The following is an 18247-nucleotide window of genomic DNA, read 5'->3' as shown; positions in this document are numbered from 1 at the left end:
CCTATTCTTTTATTTGACAACTTTTCTCAGTCTAGTTATTTTTTTACAAGTTATATTAAAAAATATAGCTGTTGATGAAAACAAGAGTATATATAATAGAGAGTGTATTTTCATTTCACTTTTATATAAATAAAAGCCAAATAGCCGTTCATAATGAACGACTATTTGGCATCTAACTAATAATTTGAATGCTTTTCATATTAATCTATTTTGTTTAATCCCGTAGAAGTAACTTGATATGTTCTTTTTTTACCTATATATTCTTGTTTATTATTCTCAAAGTTAATAAGTGTAGCGCGTGTCTTTTCCTTTACTGTTTCCCCTTCTATATGGGTAAACTCAATGTAATCTCCCACTTTTACGGGCACGGCTTGATTTTCAGCAGTTTGTTGTCTATTTCCCACTATTTCCTTATTGTACACAACACTACCGGATGAATTCTGTACTTTAATACTTGCATACGTATTATTAAAGTAAGAATGTGGTACACCTGCTTCTAACTTCACCTGCATTTTCTCTGTTGCCCTATTATAATCTACTTTTGCGATTTCTCTATCACTATATCCCTTTAAAGACCAGCCAAATTGATTTCCGTCTAAAACCGTTGTTTCTGGCATTTTTTCTACTTTCTTCAAGCCTTCTTTTGTAACTTCATACATTGCTTTTTTTCCAAAGCTTTCTTGTTTACTTTTGTCTACATTTGTGAAAGTAGCTCTATGCACACCTTCTAAATGTATTAACTCAATATAATCTCCTACTTTAACTGGGACTTTTTGCGATTCAGCATTTTGTTGCTTGTTTCCATAAATGTCTTTATTGTATACTACTTTGCCTGATGCATTTTGTACTTTAATACTCGCATATGTTTCATTAAAATAATGATGTGGTACGCCTGTTTTTAAGTCAACTTGCATTTCTTCTGTCGACTTATTGAAATTGATTTTAGCAAACTCAAAATCACTAATTCCTTTTAGTGACCATGCAAATTGATTTCCATCTAAAATTGTTACTTCTGGCATTTTTTCTACTTTCTTCAAGCCTTCTTTTGTGACTTCATACATTGCTTTTTTTCCAAAGCTTTCTTGTTTACTTTTGTCTACATTTGTGAAAGTAGCTCTATGCACACCTTCTAAATGTATTAACTCAATATAATCTCCTACTTTAACTGGGACTTTTTGCGATTCAGCATTTTGTTGCTTGTTTCCATAAATGTCTTTATTGTATACTACTTTGCCTGATGCATTTTGTACTTTAATACTCGCATATGTTTCATTAAAATAATGATGCGGTACGCCTGCTTTTAAGTCAATATGCACTTCTTCTGTCGACTTATTGAAATTGATTTTAGCAAATTCGAAATCACTAATCCCTTTTAATGACCATGCAAACTTGTTTCCTTCTAAAATATTATTTACATTAGGTATATCTGGTTTAATTGGATTAGAATCTGTCCCCTTCCAAATCTCTGCTGTTAAAGTTGGATACCCTAATGCAGCTACTTTTTGAATGGTATCGTTATTTGGACATAATCCCCACTTCTCAAAGAAAGGTATCAAATTTTGTTTGGCTACTTTTGATGCCGAAATCATAAATAATTGTTTTTTATTTTCATCAGTTTGTGGAAGTTCATTTGAAGGCATGTCTCTATACAATTGATGCAATTTAGGGTAGAAATCCTCTCCATATGCTAACTGTAGTTGCCAAAGCATAACAAGCTTAACAAAAACATCACTAACTTCATCATAATTTTTATTAGGTTGTTCTAAGTATTGAAATGCCTTAGTATAAGCGCCCTCCTGTTGCAATCTAAAAGATTGGTTAGATGTAAATGCTTTTTCTACAGAAAGGCTATAAATATTATTTTGTACTTCTGTCATATTATAAAACTTCCAAGGTGATTGCTGTCTCAAATGCCCTGCCTCATGCCAAGGACCCCAGCCATCTTTTATAAATTTATTAATATCTAACACGTATTGGATTGCATCCCCTACATATGCGGTTCGATAAGAAGTTGCATACATATAATAATCGGGAGAATGATTTTCTTCTACGTAATGAATATAATGTTTATCTACTTGTTCCTCAGATAAACCAGCTACTTTGTCTTGAATTCGAGTAGCTTCATCCATCTTTTTTAAAAGTTGTACAGGATCTGTATTAGAACCTAACAAATATTTCTTAACACGTGCAGGGCTGGCCGTAATTAATACACGTTCTCCTTTTAACTCCACTGCATGTGCATTGGGATATTGGTCCAGCATGTTTATTAAATCTTGTTTTGTATGCTTGCCTAGTTCAAAGAGAGGAGTAGTCGTTCCACCAGTTGTGACCGTTGTTCGAATGGTACCACCTTGTTGTTTATTGTAAAAATAAATCATTCCTCCATTTGGCGATTGGATTGTGTTTATACCAGTTTTTAATGTAAATGATTTTATTTTAGAATCTTCTCTCCAAGAAGCATCATACGAATACGTTCCAATGTATGCTTGAATATTTTGATTTCCTTCTACATTAATCGTTATTTGTTCATTTGGCTTTGCATATAAACCAGTGGGTTCATATGGACTAAATGCCATACTTTTTCTTTCCTGTTGTTTCAGTACCTCAACATCCCCTTTTCCTGGGACTGTATATGTTCTGTTTTCTGATTTAACTAACTTTCCCTCTTGCAGTGATGTCGATATTTTTTTTTGCTGCTTTGTTTCCTCTGCAATGATATCTGTTGTAGAAATCATTGCAGTTGCAAGCATAGTTACTGTAGCGGTGGCTGCAAGTATTTTTCTAGTTTTATATTTTGAGTTATTCCCCATATTATCTCCCTCATTTTCCCTTAGTACATGTAAGGACTATTATTTTATTTATCATGTTTTTACATCAAAAACTATTTACGCTATTTATGTTGTATCTAATACTCTATTTTTTCTCATAATAGTCTCCTTTTCTTTATTTCTAATTGTTTATAAATGTTATTTGATGACACATAAAATAACAACTTTACGATAAACTCATCAATAACAACCTATTATGTTTTGATTTAGTATTCTTAACTTCCATCTAATTGTATAAAAGTATTCAATTAGGAAAATAAGAATATAAAGCTCACTAATCATAGATTAGGTTTTACGGAAAAATTCATAAAAATTATTCACCTTAAAAATTCAAACTTGTATAACTACTTTCTACATATAGGATGGAATTATAAAAACATTTCAATAAAACAAAAGACAGAGGCCTGATTATACCTCCGTCTTTTCAATTTATAAAGAACAAAAAATCATTTTATAACTGTATAAATGCCCTTACAACAAATACCGTATTCCGCTATTTTTTTGAAGAAACAGGATTCATTTTTAATGTTTTTATTCCCTCTTTTAATGTAAACGCATCTGCTCTTAACGTTTTCCAACTGTCTTTCGCTGCATTCAGGTTAGGTTTTAGGAATTTGAATTTATTTTGATCCGCTTTTTGGGATGCTTTTTCAATATGACTAAGCACTCCCGAATATTGAGAATCTAAATCATGCCATTGTGCAGACATATAGGTAAGTGCATTAATAGCCGATCCAATCGCATTGTGCATTTCATTAATATTATTATACGCAACACCAACTACACGATTTAATGTTACTTTATAATCTATAGTCTGACGTAATTGTGCTAACAATGGCTCTAACGTACCTAAATTATTTCTTGCTACCCCTATCATTACACCACCAGCAATCCACGTAGGAATTGAGGGAATTGATACAGTTATAATTCCATCTGATTCTACTTGTTTAAAATGTCTTACTTGCTCTAAAACTTCATTTAGGCGCTTTTCATCTTCATCAATTCCAGATGCTTGGTTTTTCAGAATCGAATGCAAAATATCTTTATGACCTCCAAATGCCCGGACATCTTCTCCAATACTATCTCTTAACTTAGCTAGTTCTTTTATTAAATTCTGTGTATACGCTTGATTTTGTTTAATCTCACCTTGTAAATCTGTAATGCCTTCTTTTAATGTTTCTGCATCCCCTTCATTAATCGCTTCTACTAATGTGTCATAATAATTGTCGAATTTAGTATCATACTCTACAATCCCCGTCAGTGTATCTAAAAGTTGTTTTTTTATGTGTGAATCCCATTTCGTAGCATGCTCTCTTGCATTCTTTTGATCTTGTAGAATTTGACTAGGTAGATTTGTATATCCTTTAATGTCAATTCCTTCAAAGTTAACATCTGGGTTTTTAATTAACAAATAAGAGTAATCATTCATGGATTTTGCAAATACCCCAGCATCTTGCAAAGCTTTTTTCATCTTTTCGCTGTTTACAGAAAGAGATATATCTTCGGTACTAGTTTGTTCCATTTTACTTTCACTTGCGAAGGCTGCCACTGGAGAAACTACAGTAGTTGTTGTCAGAGTTAAAAACGTCGATACAGTAAGTAGTTTATAAGGAAAGTTTTTATTCATTTTAATTCCTCCTATACATATATATTGATTTTTAGTTTTTTTTTCTTGTTTAAAAGCAATGTCTTTTGAAATGAATTCTGCATCCTTATGAATATCATTCCAACTTTGTTTTGCAGCCTTTAAATCATCAGGTATTAAAGAAAGTTTATGTTCTTGCATTTGGTCGATATTATCATATAGATCTTTATAATTCGCTCCCATCGTATTCCATTGTTGCTGAATATTCGTTAGAGACATGATTGCTTGATCCACTGTTTGATACAAATATGTCAACGTGTCTTTTGTATTAGTAAGTGAAATAACTGCTTGGTTAGCAAGATCGGCTTTCATACTTAATTCTCCGATTTTATTAGAAATTTCATTATAAGAGTTCATATGATTAGATGCCGCAACACCAGCTGCTGTTCCTAAACCGATACCAGCTGCCCCTAGAGCTGTTAGACCACCAACAACAGCTGGTGTCGCTGTGCCACCGGTCACAACAATTACTACCGCTCCTGCAATCGTCCCAATAACTAAAATAGCTGCTCCTAATCCACCACCAATTGACCAGGCTAATACATTATCAAAATGTGCTTTCTGCGTAGAACGTAAATTCTCAATTTCGGCCTGAAGTTGTGGGATTAGTGCTTGTTTTCCCGCTAATATAGCCGTTAATCCCCCTTGTCCATCTGGACCTCCAACATTATTTTTAAAATCTACAGTATTTGTATACAACTTTGTTTTAAAAGCTTCTAACATCTTAATAACTTCCGTAACTTCATTTGAATTTGTATGAATTGTACCGATTAAATCCCCTATTCCTTCTTTGAGGCCCGCCTTATCTTTCTTTTTTACAGTATCTACTAGTGTGTCGTAATAATTTTGAAATTGTTCATCATAATTTACAATATTACGTGCTGTCTTTTGAATGTTTGGCTTCGCTGTATCTAGCCAGTAATTTGCATTGATTCGTGACAGTTCCTGATTCAGGTGAATGTTTTTGATTAATTCTCCACCTCCTGAACCTAAATTAATGTTGGATAAATTTACATTCGGTTGCTTAATCATTGTTTTTGCGTACAAATCCATTACAAGAATATGAGAGCCTGTTTCAGCCAACACTTTCTTTAACCCTTCAGGTCCTAACGCATAATTTTCTATTTTCTGTTCTTGTGCTGTCTGTTCTTGTGCAAGTGCGTGAATAGTACTGCCATTCGTAGCAGTTAAAACCGTTACTAAAGCGGCCAAAGTTATGACCTTAAATGGAAATTTCATTTTTTGATTCTCCTCCTTATTTTCAGTTGCGTTATAATTTTTTCGTTAAATATTATTTCTTAATATTAAAATTTATTAACTTGTTCTTCGAGTTGATTTGTTACATTTTTTAGTCGTCTTAATGTATCTTTTTGAGACTGAGTGTTATTCGTATCAACTTCATTCGATAATTTTGTAATACTATTATTTATTAGATTCAAATCCTCTTTATAACGTTTCAATAGCTCAATTTCTCCATCTACTTGATTAGCAAATGTATGCAAATCATTTTGCATGAAAAGAATCATTGATTTTTGTAAATCTGCTACTGTTAATTTAGTTGTTAAGTCATATAATTTTTGATTTTGTTTCTCTAGATCATCTAAATGCGCTCGTTGCTCTGCTGTTAGTTTATTAATTTCCGCAAAAGTACTATATGTTTTTTTAATTTTTTCAGGATCAATTACTTTCATAAGATCATACTCTTTCGTTTTCGTAACTGCAGCTGCAGCAATTTCACCTTTTTTACTTTTCTCTATCGCTTCACGTGCTTCTTTTTTGGCAACTTCAATTTCTATAGCTGATTTCCCTTTTTCTGTTGCTTCTTGCTCTGCTTTCTTCTCTGCTTCTACAATAGCATTGTTTATTTCTTTTCCTTTGTTATACGCTACTACTGCTGTTTGAGCAGCCGGTTCAATGATATCTTTTGATAGACTATAAATTTCTTGGAATACCTTTAGCCCTTGTTCATTTAAAGCTCCTGGTAATAATGCTATTTGCTGTAAATCATTTTGAATTGATTTTTTTGTATTTAGCATTTCATTCTTTAACTTGTCTATTTTTCCTGTTCCCTCTGAACTAAGTACACTCTGTGCTTTTACCACATCTGTATCAAGATTTTTCAGTTTCTTATCTACCTGTAGTTTAAGATCTGTTAACTCATTAATCTGACGTTGCACGTTTTCTTGGTTTGTTATAGTCATATCTTGAAGAACTTCCAGTCTATCTAAAAATCCTTCTTTATCTTCCTTATTATCTACAAATCCTTTTAATGTTGGATAATAGCTATTAAATTTGGTTGCAAATCCTTTGCTTTTTGAATTTAATAGAATTAATTTTGGATATAGTTCTGATGACCACTCTTTTATATCTTGTTTAATTAGAAATTGAGTTGTATTTAAAGATGGAACTTCTTCAAGTTGCACATTCGGACTTGCTAAGGCTCCATCTATAAAGGTTTGTGTTAATTTGGAGTGTGCACCTATTTTTCGTAATGCTGAGGAAATATCTATGTTATCTTGTTTCGTTTCTGCCTGAACGATTGGCATTGCGAGAGTATTGATAGGAATAGTCGCTCCAGTAACGATTGATGTTATTAAAAATCCTGTCATAATTTTATTCTTCATTCCGCACACCTCTTCACTATTGTTTTTTACAGTTTTAATCGTAAATGTTGTACAACCTAACGTTAGGATTTCATCACACACACTTGAGGAGAGAAATTTTTTCGATAGAGTAATCGTATCTCGTTTTTTATTTATTTTTGATAGAATATAAGGACCTTACTTCCCCCTCATTTTAAACACTATGTTTTTCATAAGTAAACCAGAAAATCGCTTTTATTAAATTTGATTTTTCAGATATTTATTATTCAAATTATAAAATATTATATTTAAAAAAGTTAAATTCAAATTTCATTTCATAAAGTGAAATAATTATACTATGATAATTAAACGTAAAAATCCTTTTATTCACCAAAACCTATATCAAGCCCTCATCCAAAAATAATTTTAATATAATTTAATAGTGATTGACACATATGTGTCTTTTAGATGAATATGTAAAATTACATATCCATCTAGGAGTAACTAGCATACATACGCCAATAATATTATTATCGTATAAATAATATTATTATCGTATAAATAATATTATTGTTACTACGAACACCACAGGAGAAAACTCCCCTCATGCACTCTAGGGGATAGAATGTCTATGTAATAAAATTTTTTACTTATATACTTACTATTCATTATATAAATACAAAAAGCGATTCTTTTTACATTAAAAAGAATCGCTTTCCACATTCTTATTTTCAATTACATTCCATAAAGGATTGAGATACTATTACCTAAGAGCATTAACTATAACTTCAGTTGCCTCTGCAATGAGTTGATTATCATAGGTAGCCTCTTTCTCATCTTTACTAGATAAAATTGCGATGATAATAGGCGCTCTATTCGGAGGCCAAACGATAGCAATATCATTTCGTGTCCCATAACTTCCAGCTCCTGATTTATCTCCAACTATCCAGTCAGTTGGTACGCCTGCACGAATAAGTTTGTCTCCTGTAGCATTTCCTTTCATCCACTCTGTAAGAATGTTACGTTTATGAGCTGGAAGCGCATTTCCGACCGTTAAAGCTTTCAGATTCGTAGCAATTGCTTTCGCTGTACTAGTGTCACGAATATCTCCTGGAATAGCCTCGTTTAACTCTGTCTCAAAGCGATCAGCCATAGTAATCCGATCACCCATCTGTCTAAGCGCTTTTTCATATCCTTTAGGTCCACCTATTTTATTAAATAAAATGTTCCCTGCAGTATTATCACTGGAACGAACGGCGGCCTCAGCAATTTCTCCTAGTGTCATTCCGGTATCTACATGTTTCTCTGTAACAGGTGAATATTCCACTAAGTCGTCTTTCGTATAAGTGATAACTTCATTTAATTTATTAGTTGAGTTTTGCTGTAGTAATACCCCTGCCGCTAACGCCTTGTAGGTTGATGCAAAGGCAAACCTTTCGTCAGGTCGATAAGCAATTGTTTGATTTGTGCCAGTATCTATGGCATACACACCTAATCGAGCATCGAATTTTTTCTCAAGTTGAGAAAATTCTTTATACGTCGCATGCTTTTTATGTTTAACTTGCCCTGTCTTTTCCTTCGCTTCAACTTGCAATGCCCCTCCTGTAAAAGTTTCTAGGGTTGTAAGACTTATACCTAATATACCAATGCATATTCCTATTTTTAGCATTCTCTTATTTTTCAAAATCATCATTCCTTTCAAATTTTCAACATCTGTTTTTATACGTACACATAATAGACCATCTAAGACACAAGTTTGTTCCATAAATTTAAAACTTTTTAACTAATAGCCAAGATATTAACAAAATAAGAGATAGCAGCTACGAGTGCCGTTATCTCTTATTTCACATCTCATTTTTTCACTTATAAATACCTTTATATAAACAGGGTCTCTTCCCTGAGAAAAGTACTAAAATTTTACTAATTTTGCTTAGAAATACCTGTACTAGGAGCTCCCCCCTGTATACGCTGCTTTTTCAAATCAAAGTATACATCTAAAACTTCTTTTCCAATTATAGAATTAATACCATTTTTATCATCATGAAGCCATGGGACTACTACTGAGAATGCTACTTCTGGATTATCATATGGGGCGTATCCAACTAACGTTAAGTTGTAACATTCCATACGTTCCCCTTTCGCATTTCTACCAATTGGATCATCTCCACCATATACAGTTTGAGCTGTCCCTGTCTTTCCTGCTGGTTTATATGGAGCATTTTTGAAATATTTCACGCCAGTTCCATCACCTTCTTGGAATACCCATCTAAACCCTTCTTTTATTCGATCAATATGTTCTGTCTTCATATCAATTCGATTTAATACGACAGGCTCTATAGAGCGTATAACTTTGCCAACCTCTTCTTCTTTTATTGATTGCTCTCGTATTTCTTGTACAATTTGAGGTTGCATTCTATAACCTCCATTAGCAATCGTTGAAATATATTGCGCCAATTGCAACGGTGTATACGTATCATACTGCCCGATAGAAAAATCTAGTAAAAACCCAGGCTGACTATCTACTTTTCTAGTTTGTCCAACTATTTCATTCGGTAAATCAATACCTGTTGGAACTCCTAATCCAAATTGTTTAAAATAATAACGCATCGTATCAAATGCTCCTTGTTTTATATCCAGCGAACCATTTGGTACGTAATTAACTCCCGCAATTTTTAAAGCTGTCTGGAACATGTATACATTCGAAGATACTTGTAGCGCTCGTAAATCATTAATATTACCAAATCCGGATACATTCCACGATTTCTTAGCTTGTGTACCTTTAAATTTCATAGGTGCATCATAAAATTGATCTCCCGGCTGTATTGCCCCTGTCTCATATCCAGTTAATACAGTTGCACCTTTTACAGCTGACCCTAGCTCATACGAAGTCGTCATGTTTCCTAATGCCAAATCCTCAATCTCTAATTTCCCTTCTTTTTCTACAATCTTTTTGCCTGCCATAGATAAAATCTGTCCGTTATTTGGATTCGTCATGACGACAAAAGCTCGGTCCAACAGTGGCTCTGAACTCTTAAACGCTCTCAAATTTTTCTCTATACTTTCTTCCACTTTCTTTTGTAATTCCATATCAATCGTTAATGTTAAACTATTACCACTTTTTCCTTTAGAGATTATCTCTGTGTTTATAATGTTTCCTGATTTATCAGTAATGTTTTTCATTTCTTCTTTTGTACCGTGTAACACATCTTCATATCGTTGTTCAATATAACTTTTTCCTACACGATCATTACGGTTATATCCACGTACTAAATAAGAATCTAAGTTTTCTTTCGGTAGCCCTTCTTCACTACTCGTAATATTACCTAACACAGAACGAAATAAATTACCATTTACATAATTACGTTCCCAATCAACTGTTGCATCTACTCCTGGAAACTCGGCAAGGTTTTCACTTATTCGCGCATACTCTTGATCTGTAACATCTTTTTTTATAATTTGTGGTGTTAGTTGATAACCTGAACTCATTTTACTTTTAATAGCTAACACCTTTAAATCTTGTGCTGTTAATTCTGCCAGTTCTAATTCTGTAACACGACTTCGTCTTAAGTCTTCTATTTTTTTATCTAACTCTTTTCCTTCTATTCCCTTATCTTTTAACTTTTCTATATATTTTTTAGTAATCATAGTCTCCGCACGTTGCTTATTCAACTGCATCCAAAAATCTTTTTTATCGATGTCTGTTAATTTATTTATATCTTGTTCAGACATTTCAAGCACTTTCGCTAAGTCTGTTGCTGTTTTTAAAATATCTTCGCTAGTAATTCCCTTTACCCTTGTATACGTAATCGTACGAAGAGATTTATTATTAACAACTGTTTTCCCTTCTCGATCTAGTATTTGTCCACGTGGAACTGGAATGCTAGTTGTTGCGTTTTGACTGCTTTCTACTTGATTCTTATAAGCCTCTCCCTCTACGATTTGCACCTTTCCTAGCTGAACAATAATAGCTGAGAATAGTAAAAATATGCAAAGGAACATTATATTTAATCGTATAGATATATACGTCTTGCTCTTTCCTTTTTGTTTTTCCATAAATCCTCCATTTAATTCCTTATATGTTACATACCGATGACCGATTATAAATATCGTTTCGACTTTTTTGCTAAATCCTTGTTAGCACCCATCCCTTTTCGTTTAGCTACATAATTCATAACTCTCCTTTCCTGTTTTCTCTCTATTTTTTGTCGCTAGCATTAGAAATGCTAAACTATATACTGGCCCATATAATACTTACACATAGATTTGCTAAAAACTTTTCATACTGATTATTCCTTTCTTCATGCTGTAATACTTAATAGACAACCTAAATAATAAAGTTGTTCCACATTTACAAAAAAAATAATTAACTATAAGATGAAATAAGCTAAAAAGGGAGGGTTTTATGTTACATACAAAAATAAAAAGATGGAGATTTATAGCGATTCTTTCTATTGTAGGTTTAATTTTAATAATTTTATTAAAAAGTAATTTCATTTCAATTACTACCGAGACGTCTTCAGCTGAAAGAGGAAAAATTCTTGATCAAAATGGTGTAATACTAGCTACAAATAAGAAAGTTAAGTCTTTATATTGCACTTATAATGATGAAAAGCTATCGAATCAAGAACATTGGCTTTTTTCAATCAATTTTCAAGCGAGTTTCAACATGACATTTCTACAGAAGACATAAAATCTCAATTACAACAATCTTGTAAAAAGCAGACTATGAATGATATACCGTTATACTCTGACATAACTGAGAATGAACTTACATTCATAAACAAAAACAAACCCAATAATGTAATAATCAAAGATGAAGTGATTCGATATTATCCTAAACATGAAATTGGTTCACAGGTAATTGGATATGCAGAAAATGCCCTTAATGTACCCGTTGGAAAAAGCGGGATTGAGCTGCAATATGAAAATGATTTAAAAGGAAAACCCGGAAAAACTCTTATTTTTAAAATGAATAATAAAAAGTTCTTATGGAACATTCAAAAAGTACAAAAAGGAAAAGATATCCGGCTAGCTTTAGACTCTAAGTTGCAGCAAAAAACAGAGGAAGCATTAAGATCTCAAATCAAGAAAATAACTGATGTTAATGCTGGTTATGTTGTGGTAACCGATGTGAAAACTGGCGCAATTTTAACTATGGCCAACTCAGCAGTGTTTGATCCAAATACATTATATGAACAAGTATCATCTAAAAAAGAAAATATCAAATCACTTTCGCAAAATAAAGCAATTCAAAAATTAAAGTATGGTGAATCTTATGTAAATATGGCCTCAACTATAAAGCCACTTACTATTTTAATTGGATTAAACGAAAAGCTTTTTCAACCTGAAGATACTTATTTAGATAAAGGTACTTTTCAATATGATAATCAAAATAACATTACGAATGCACCTGGAACGCCAACAGGTGAGATTACACCGAGGCAGGCTATCATTAATTCATCTAACACATTTATGACAGCAAAAGTAGCTCTACCCTTATTCAACCAAAATAATGGGAATATAGAAAAAGTTGCACATATATGGACAGAGTATTTAAAACAATTCGGCCTTCGTTCTAAAACCGGGGTTGATTTACCTTTTGAAGAAGACGGACAATATGAATTTCATCCAACAAACAAGTTTGAAAATGGTATCTCCGCCTTATTAAATGCCTCTTGGGGAGGAAATGAAGTACACACGCCTCTTCAACTTGCTCAATATGCAGCAACTTTAGCAAGTAAAGGTGATAAATATAAACCTCAAATCGTAAGTGCTATTATTGATCAAAATGGGAAAGAAACAAAAAAGTTTAAACCAATTTTAGAAAGTTCAAATCGTTACCCGGTGAAATTTTGGAGTGTCGTGCAAGGTGGGATGAGCCAAAATATAGAAGAAATTAAAAACTTACCCTTTCACGTCGCAGGTAAAACAGGCATAACAGGTGCTCCGAATGAGCAAGAAAGAATGATAAACCATTCTCTTTTCATTGCATATGCTCCTACCGAAGATCCACAAATTGCCGTTTCTGTCGTTATTCCTGGTAGTAATTCAGAAAAAAACATTGCTGCTCTCGTTACCTCAGAAATTTTAGAGTACTGGAATACTCTTCAATAAGAAAATAAAAACAAAGAGGAAGGTTCATTAAAGTGAACCTTCCTCTTTACCATATAGAATCTATATTCGTTATTTTCCATTTACCTTCATGATCCTTTTCGAACATGAAAGAATATTTAATATCAGTTAAAACATACTCTTTTTGTACATATCCAGTATTACCGCTAATTGTCGATACTTTTATATATCCATTATTCTGCACTTTTTCTGGAATCCAAGCTTTTACCATTTCATTAGATACTTCATATAAAACTTGTGATTCTCGCTTTGGTTCAGCTAAAATTTTCGTTTTATTTCCAGTAACAGTTGCATATATATAATGCGCTTGCTTTGGTTCGTTACTTTCTGTCAATCCACTTGGTACTTTGTATGCTTGCTTTGTGTCATTTGTAAATTCTCCCCCCATTGTAAGAGCAACTTGCAACTCATGAAAAATATCTTCATCAAATTTCAATTCATCCTTCTTATAACTCTCCCCTTTAAATAGAACTTCATCATTTAACGCTCTATACAAGTCATTTTCATTTTTTGAATTTGTACTTTGATATAATTCATTCATAAATTGTTTTAATGTTGGATCTTGAGCAGACTCATCTTTAGTTTTAGGCTTAATTTGTGTACTACTTTGGACCGGTGATTTATTATCATCAAGCCATGGTTGTTGAACGATAACAAATAACATTGTACAAACAAAAACAACTATAATAGGCAGAGCTTTTTTACGAAACGGTCTTTTATGTTTTACAAGATCCACTTCATTATTTTCATATATAGACTGCTTTATTTTAAAAATAAATTCTTCTTCATCTTTACGATTCTCCATTGGACCTTTTTTTAATTTACTATACCAGTCAGGATTTTTTTTATTGTTCATCACTACTACCCTCCCCTATTAATTTTGAAACCTTACTTCTCGCTCGGCTTAATCTAGATTTAACAGTTCCAATGGATACCCCTAGTGTTTCAGCCATTTCTTCATAAGATAATTCATATTTTGCGTCTAAAATAATTATTTCACGGTGTTTTTTAGGTAGATTTAAAACAACATCCCACACTTCATTCATTTCCTCTTTCTTAAAAAACTCTCGTTCTGCCGATGGAGATTGCTTATCATCATTAAAAAAACCTACTAATGATATCCTTTTAAAATAGGAGGATTTCAAATAGTTTATTGCTGTATTTCTTGTAATTTTTAATATCCACGTTTTAATAGATGACTCCTTTCGAAATGAATTCCAATTTTTAAATACCTTTATAAACACATCTTGCGTGATATCATCTGATAAGTGTGGATCTTTCGTAATAATAAATGAATAATTCCATACATCTTGCCAATAGTCTTTTATAACATAGTCAAGCTCATCATGAATACACTTTTCAATAAACGTCTCTTCCATTTCCACACCTCGAACTTATTTGAATAAACATAAAACTGCCCTCACTTTTATTATAGTTTCAATATATAGACAAGATACAAGTTTCATTTGTTCCGTTCTTTATCTTTTTTGATAAAAAAAACCTCCTTAAAATGTAAAGGTGTGCAATTACTTTCATAAAATAATCATCTATACATTCTTTTACATGACAGGCTCCTAACAACAAGTAAAGCATACAATGTTAAAAATACACTCAAAAAAAAAATCTGATTATTATTTTTTCATTTCACGCAACACTCCACTTGTATCACCTTTTTTCTTAGAGCATACTTATTTGTGTGCTCTATTTATGTTTTACTAAATAACTGTTTTGTTACAGTTTAAAATTCTCCTCCCTTGTCCCTTTCAATTTGTTTTACTCCTCTATTTACTATTAGCAATACCAACCTTTCAAAAATGAAAACAAAGATGGGTTATCATCTTTATTCAGCCACAACAAAAAAGCATTCTCGATTAAGGAGAATGCTTTTTCGAAACTTAATTGTTCTTTGTATTGCTCACTTTACACCTCCGTGTTAAGCAAACAATGAATGTAGTAAAAAATTTCACCTTATAGTTACTTATTATTTCTGAAAAACATGTTTTATTTTTTCACCTGGAACGTTACTCCCCCCTCTTCCTTTTACATCTTCGATCATCATGGTAACAATCATATCGGGCGCATTTGCATCAAAAGCTGCAAACCATCCAAGTTCTTTTCCGTCTGCTTCTTTCGACTCCTTCAGTTCTGCTGTACCGGTTTTACCAGCAAGAGTTATACCATCAACCTTAGCAATTCTCCCCGCGCCATCAGGGTCATTAATGACTTTTATTAATGCGCTCTTTAATATCTCTTGATTCTTTTTAGAAACCACATTTTCTTTCCAATTCCCCGCTACTTTTGCTTCTTTTAAAAGATGAGGCGACGGAATATTCCCTTCATTCACAATCGGTGCATATGTTAATGCTAAATGAAGTGGTGTCATTAATACTTGTCCTTGTCCGTAACCTGTGTCTGCTAGTTGAATATCATTTTTTATCCCATCTCTTGCAATGATTGAAATAGGAAATGCGTATTCGATTGGTAATTTTTCATGAAATCCGTATTTCTTAAATTCATTTACATACTGATCTTTTCCCATCTTTAAAGCTTGCTGAGCAAAATAAATATTATCAGAGTATTTCATTGCCTTATCAAAATCAATTGGACTAGCTTCCTTCACACGTGTTACATAATAATTTCCCCAAGATGAATCTTTTGTCCACTTTAATCCTTGAATTTTAAATTCTTCCTTAGGGTTTATAGTGTTTGTTTCCAAACCAATTGCACCAGTAATCGTTTTAAATACGGAACCTGGTACAAATGCTTGTGTGAAACGATTCATCATTGGTAGTTTCGAGTCGTTATTCCATGCTTCTCGTTGGGCTTTTGATGCTCCTCTAACTATTGTATTTGGATTATAAGCAGGGCTACTTACAAGTGCAATAGTTTCACCCGTTTTAGGATTGACCGCTGCACTAGATCCTGCTTCATTTTTCATCTCATTAAAGATTTTTTCTTGAATTGCAGCATCAATTGTTAACGTAACATTTTCCCCTGCTTTCGCTTCTTTTTTTGCTACGTTTTTAATCTCTTTCCCACTCTCATCTTCTATAAATACGCGTCCACCTTTTTCGCCACGCAATTTATTCTCTAATACTTTCTCTAAACCTGTCTTACCTATTAAATCATCAGCTTGATAACCTTTTTTTTGAAGCGATTTTAACTCCTCTGCATTCACCTTTCCTATATAACCAGTTAAGTGTGCCGCCGCTTCTCCTAATGAATACGTCCGAATATTTACTGGGCGAGATGAAACTCCTTCTAATTCAATATAATCATTCTGTCTAGTTCCCTCTTTTAAAATACCAATTGGTACAAAGGAGTCTGGTTTTATCCATTTCGCTGTAAGTTTCTGATCGACTTCTTCTGTAGACATATCAAGTAATTGTGCTACTGTTTCTTTTGTTTGCGCTGCCGTTTCACCTAGCTTCTCCGGAATAATTCCAACCTCACTCGCTTTACCATTCGTTGCAAGACCTTTCCCATTTCGATCATATATTTCTCCACGTTTTCCTTGTTCTATTTGCATACGTACTTTGTAATCTTTTTTCATACCTGGAAAAATGAAATCTGGTGTCCATTCTATTTTCCAAGATTCTTTTTCTTTCACAAGTTTTGCTTCATGGATAAATGAAGCTTTTCCTCCATCCGTATCCATCTTAACTTCAAAAAGAAAAACTTCTTTATCTTTAGCATTCTCTGCTTTCGTTTTAACCTTTAAATTCTTAACGCCAATACCTTCATAAATTTTTTGATATTTCTCTGTGAATTCCTTTTTAGAAATTGTTTTTTTGGCATGTTCTGATAAATGATCATACATATTTGCAAATTTTCTATCATTCCATAAATTGATATATTCTTCAAATGCTTGTTTTGGCGGTTCGTTTTTATTACATCCTACTAATATAACTGCAAAACAAAAGAAAAGCAGCATCCATAATTTTTTCAATTCAATCTTCTCCCTTAGTTAAAAATGTTTATTCCTTTCTTGATTTATTAAATAAAAAATGTTGTAACGCTTAATAGACAGTGTAAGTAATGAAATTGTTCCACATTTACAAAAAAATTTAATTTATGATCAAGTTACATTCGAAAGAGAAGATTTTAAAATTCCTACAAACAAAAGTAGCGGATCAATTTAACACTATTATTTAAACTATCCTTTTGTTTAGGTTCCCCGCTCTTCTCCCTTTTGTAGATATTTAATACAAAAAAGGACCCTTATTCTAAGGGTCCTTCAATAAAAAATAACAAAGTGTATACAATAAAAAAGAATTAATTAAAGTTTAATTTATAGACGCTGTATATCCTTCTATTTCGGATCAAAACCCCTGTGCTGTATGCGACTGGGGTTTTGATCCGAAATAAGCTTATTTAGAAGAGTCATGTACAGGTAAACTACTATGAATTAATTCAGCAACTTTTACATATCCTTTTGAGTTTGGATGAATTAAATCCGTAGACCAAAGCGAATTATCATTAACTAATTGATGATTCCAAAAGTCAACATGATGAAGCTTATACTTTTTACTCAGTGAAAGTATAACTTCGTTTGCCTCTAATAATTGTCCTTTTAACATTTGTTTTTTTTCAGAAGAAAATGGAAGCCGAACTGTAAAATCTGGAAGGTTCGCTATAATGATATCAGCATCTGTTTTACTTAATGTATCTATCATAAATTCCATATCGTTCTTATATTCTTGATGATCCCAACGTCCTTTTAAAACATCGTTTGCACCTGCAATTATACTAACCAAATCTGGATTAAACGTTAATGCCTTTTCCAATTGCTGTGAGCGAATTTCTTTCGTTACTAACCCACGCTTTGCAAAATTAGCATATTCTATATCATTTACACAAAGTTGAACAAAATGATCTACCCAGCTTTTTAACTCTATTCCCTCAACTTCATCCCCTATGCCCTCTGTAAAACTATCACCAATCGATACAAATCGCTTCCACATATGTAGTCCCCCTTTATTATTAACCATATCTATACTATACAATAGCTCACACCGTAATTGTTATTTCTAAGTGGTTTTCGATTTCAATTATATTCC

Annotated in this window: 9 protein-coding genes and 3 pseudogenes; 2 read left to right on the top strand and 10 right to left on the bottom strand. The window is 32.7% G+C overall.

From position 1 onward, the window contains the following. Positions 1–200 precede the first annotated feature (200 nt). The 4 genes and pseudogenes from PDL00_RS28465 to hblC all read right to left on the bottom strand — a co-directional run bounded on the left by PDL00_RS28465 (position 201) and on the right by hblC (position 7097). Positions 201–2810, bottom strand: coding sequence for a putative mucin/carbohydrate-binding domain-containing protein (locus PDL00_RS28465; protein WP_270732817.1), 2610 nt, complete (start codon positions 2808–2810; stop codon positions 201–203). 511 nt (positions 2811–3321) lie between these two features. Continuing rightward, the gene (gene hblA / locus PDL00_RS28460; RefSeq protein WP_242252750.1) at positions 3322–4455 is read right to left on the bottom strand and encodes a hemolysin BL binding component B; all 1134 of its coding nucleotides are present in this window, start codon (positions 4453–4455) and stop codon (positions 3322–3324) included. A 42-nt stretch (positions 4456–4497) separates the two neighbouring features. Continuing rightward, positions 4498–5712 (bottom strand): annotated as a pseudogene (gene hblD, locus PDL00_RS28455) (hemolysin BL lytic component L1); the annotation flags it as partial. Positions 5713–5777: 65 nt separating this feature from the next. Further along, complete coding sequence (gene hblC / locus PDL00_RS28450) at positions 5778–7097, bottom strand: hemolysin BL lytic component L2 (RefSeq protein WP_242252754.1); 1320 nt, start codon at positions 7095–7097, stop codon at positions 5778–5780. A gap of 639 nt (positions 7098–7736) precedes the next feature. Between hblC and PDL00_RS28445 the strand changes: the two are divergent. After that, positions 7737–7811 (top strand): annotated as a pseudogene (locus PDL00_RS28445) (undecaprenyl-diphosphatase); the annotation flags it as partial. A 7-nt stretch (positions 7812–7818) separates the two neighbouring features. Here PDL00_RS28445 and bla read toward each other — a convergent pair. Together bla and PDL00_RS28435 are read right to left on the bottom strand one after the other, a co-directional pair. Continuing rightward, on the bottom strand, positions 7819–8745 hold the full coding sequence (gene bla / locus PDL00_RS28440) for a class A beta-lactamase Bla1 (protein ID WP_442868350.1): 927 nt from the start codon (positions 8743–8745) through the stop codon (positions 7819–7821). 230 nt (positions 8746–8975) lie between these two features. Then, complete coding sequence (locus tag PDL00_RS28435) at positions 8976–11108, bottom strand: peptidoglycan D,D-transpeptidase FtsI family protein (RefSeq protein ID WP_270732814.1); 2133 nt, start codon at positions 11106–11108, stop codon at positions 8976–8978. 349 nt (positions 11109–11457) lie between these two features. On the opposite strand from PDL00_RS28435, the pseudogene PDL00_RS28430 reads away from it, so the two are divergent. Then, a pseudogene (locus tag PDL00_RS28430) lies at positions 11458–13169 on the top strand (peptidoglycan D,D-transpeptidase FtsI family protein). 46 nt (positions 13170–13215) lie between these two features. Here the strand turns inward: PDL00_RS28430 and PDL00_RS28425 are convergent. The 4 genes from PDL00_RS28425 to PDL00_RS28410 form a co-directional block, all read right to left on the bottom strand. After that, positions 13216–14043: an SH3 domain-containing protein gene (locus PDL00_RS28425; protein WP_270732813.1), complete on the bottom strand. Its 828-nt coding sequence runs from the start codon at positions 14041–14043 to the stop codon at positions 13216–13218. After that, positions 14033–14566: an RNA polymerase sigma factor gene (locus PDL00_RS28420; protein ID WP_242252763.1), complete on the bottom strand. Its 534-nt coding sequence runs from the start codon at positions 14564–14566 to the stop codon at positions 14033–14035. The genes PDL00_RS28425 and PDL00_RS28420 overlap by 11 nt, the downstream gene beginning before the upstream one ends. A gap of 602 nt (positions 14567–15168) precedes the next feature. Continuing rightward, positions 15169–17136, bottom strand: coding sequence for a penicillin-binding transpeptidase domain-containing protein (locus PDL00_RS28415; protein WP_242252765.1), 1968 nt, complete (start codon positions 17134–17136; stop codon positions 15169–15171). Between the two features lie 421 nt (positions 17137–17557). Next, complete coding sequence (locus tag PDL00_RS28410) at positions 17558–18151, bottom strand: SGNH/GDSL hydrolase family protein (RefSeq protein WP_270732809.1); 594 nt, start codon at positions 18149–18151, stop codon at positions 17558–17560. Positions 18152–18247 lie beyond the last annotated feature (96 nt).

This window comes from Bacillus cereus group sp. TH152-1LC, from assembly GCF_027710505.1.
In the GTDB taxonomy this organism is placed as follows: Bacteria; Bacillota; Bacilli; order Bacillales; family Bacillaceae_G; genus Bacillus_A; species Bacillus_A mobilis.
Note: the sequence above shows the minus strand (reverse complement) of the source record. Positions and strands in the feature narration are given on the sequence as shown.

Excerpts from the sequence above, each read along its gene's own strand:
- PDL00_RS28465 (WP_270732817.1), bottom strand. The coding sequence starts at position 2,810 with ATGGGGAATAACTCAAAATATAAAACTAGAAAAATACTTGCAGCCACC.
- bla (WP_442868350.1), bottom strand. The coding sequence starts at position 8,745 with ATGATTTTGAAAAATAAGAGAATGCTAAAAATAGGAATATGCATTGGT.
- PDL00_RS28425 (WP_270732813.1), bottom strand. The coding sequence starts at position 14,043 with ATGAACAATAAAAAAAATCCTGACTGGTATAGTAAATTAAAAAAAGGT.
- hblC (WP_242252754.1), bottom strand. The coding sequence starts at position 7,097 with ATGAAGAATAAAATTATGACAGGATTTTTAATAACATCAATCGTTACT.
- PDL00_RS28410 (WP_270732809.1), bottom strand. The coding sequence starts at position 18,151 with ATGTGGAAGCGATTTGTATCGATTGGTGATAGTTTTACAGAGGGCATA.
- PDL00_RS28435 (WP_270732814.1), bottom strand. The coding sequence starts at position 11,108 with ATGGAAAAACAAAAAGGAAAGAGCAAGACGTATATATCTATACGATTA.
- PDL00_RS28420 (WP_242252763.1), bottom strand. The coding sequence starts at position 14,566 with ATGGAAGAGACGTTTATTGAAAAGTGTATTCATGATGAGCTTGACTAT.
- hblA (WP_242252750.1), bottom strand. The coding sequence starts at position 4,455 with ATGAATAAAAACTTTCCTTATAAACTACTTACTGTATCGACGTTTTTA.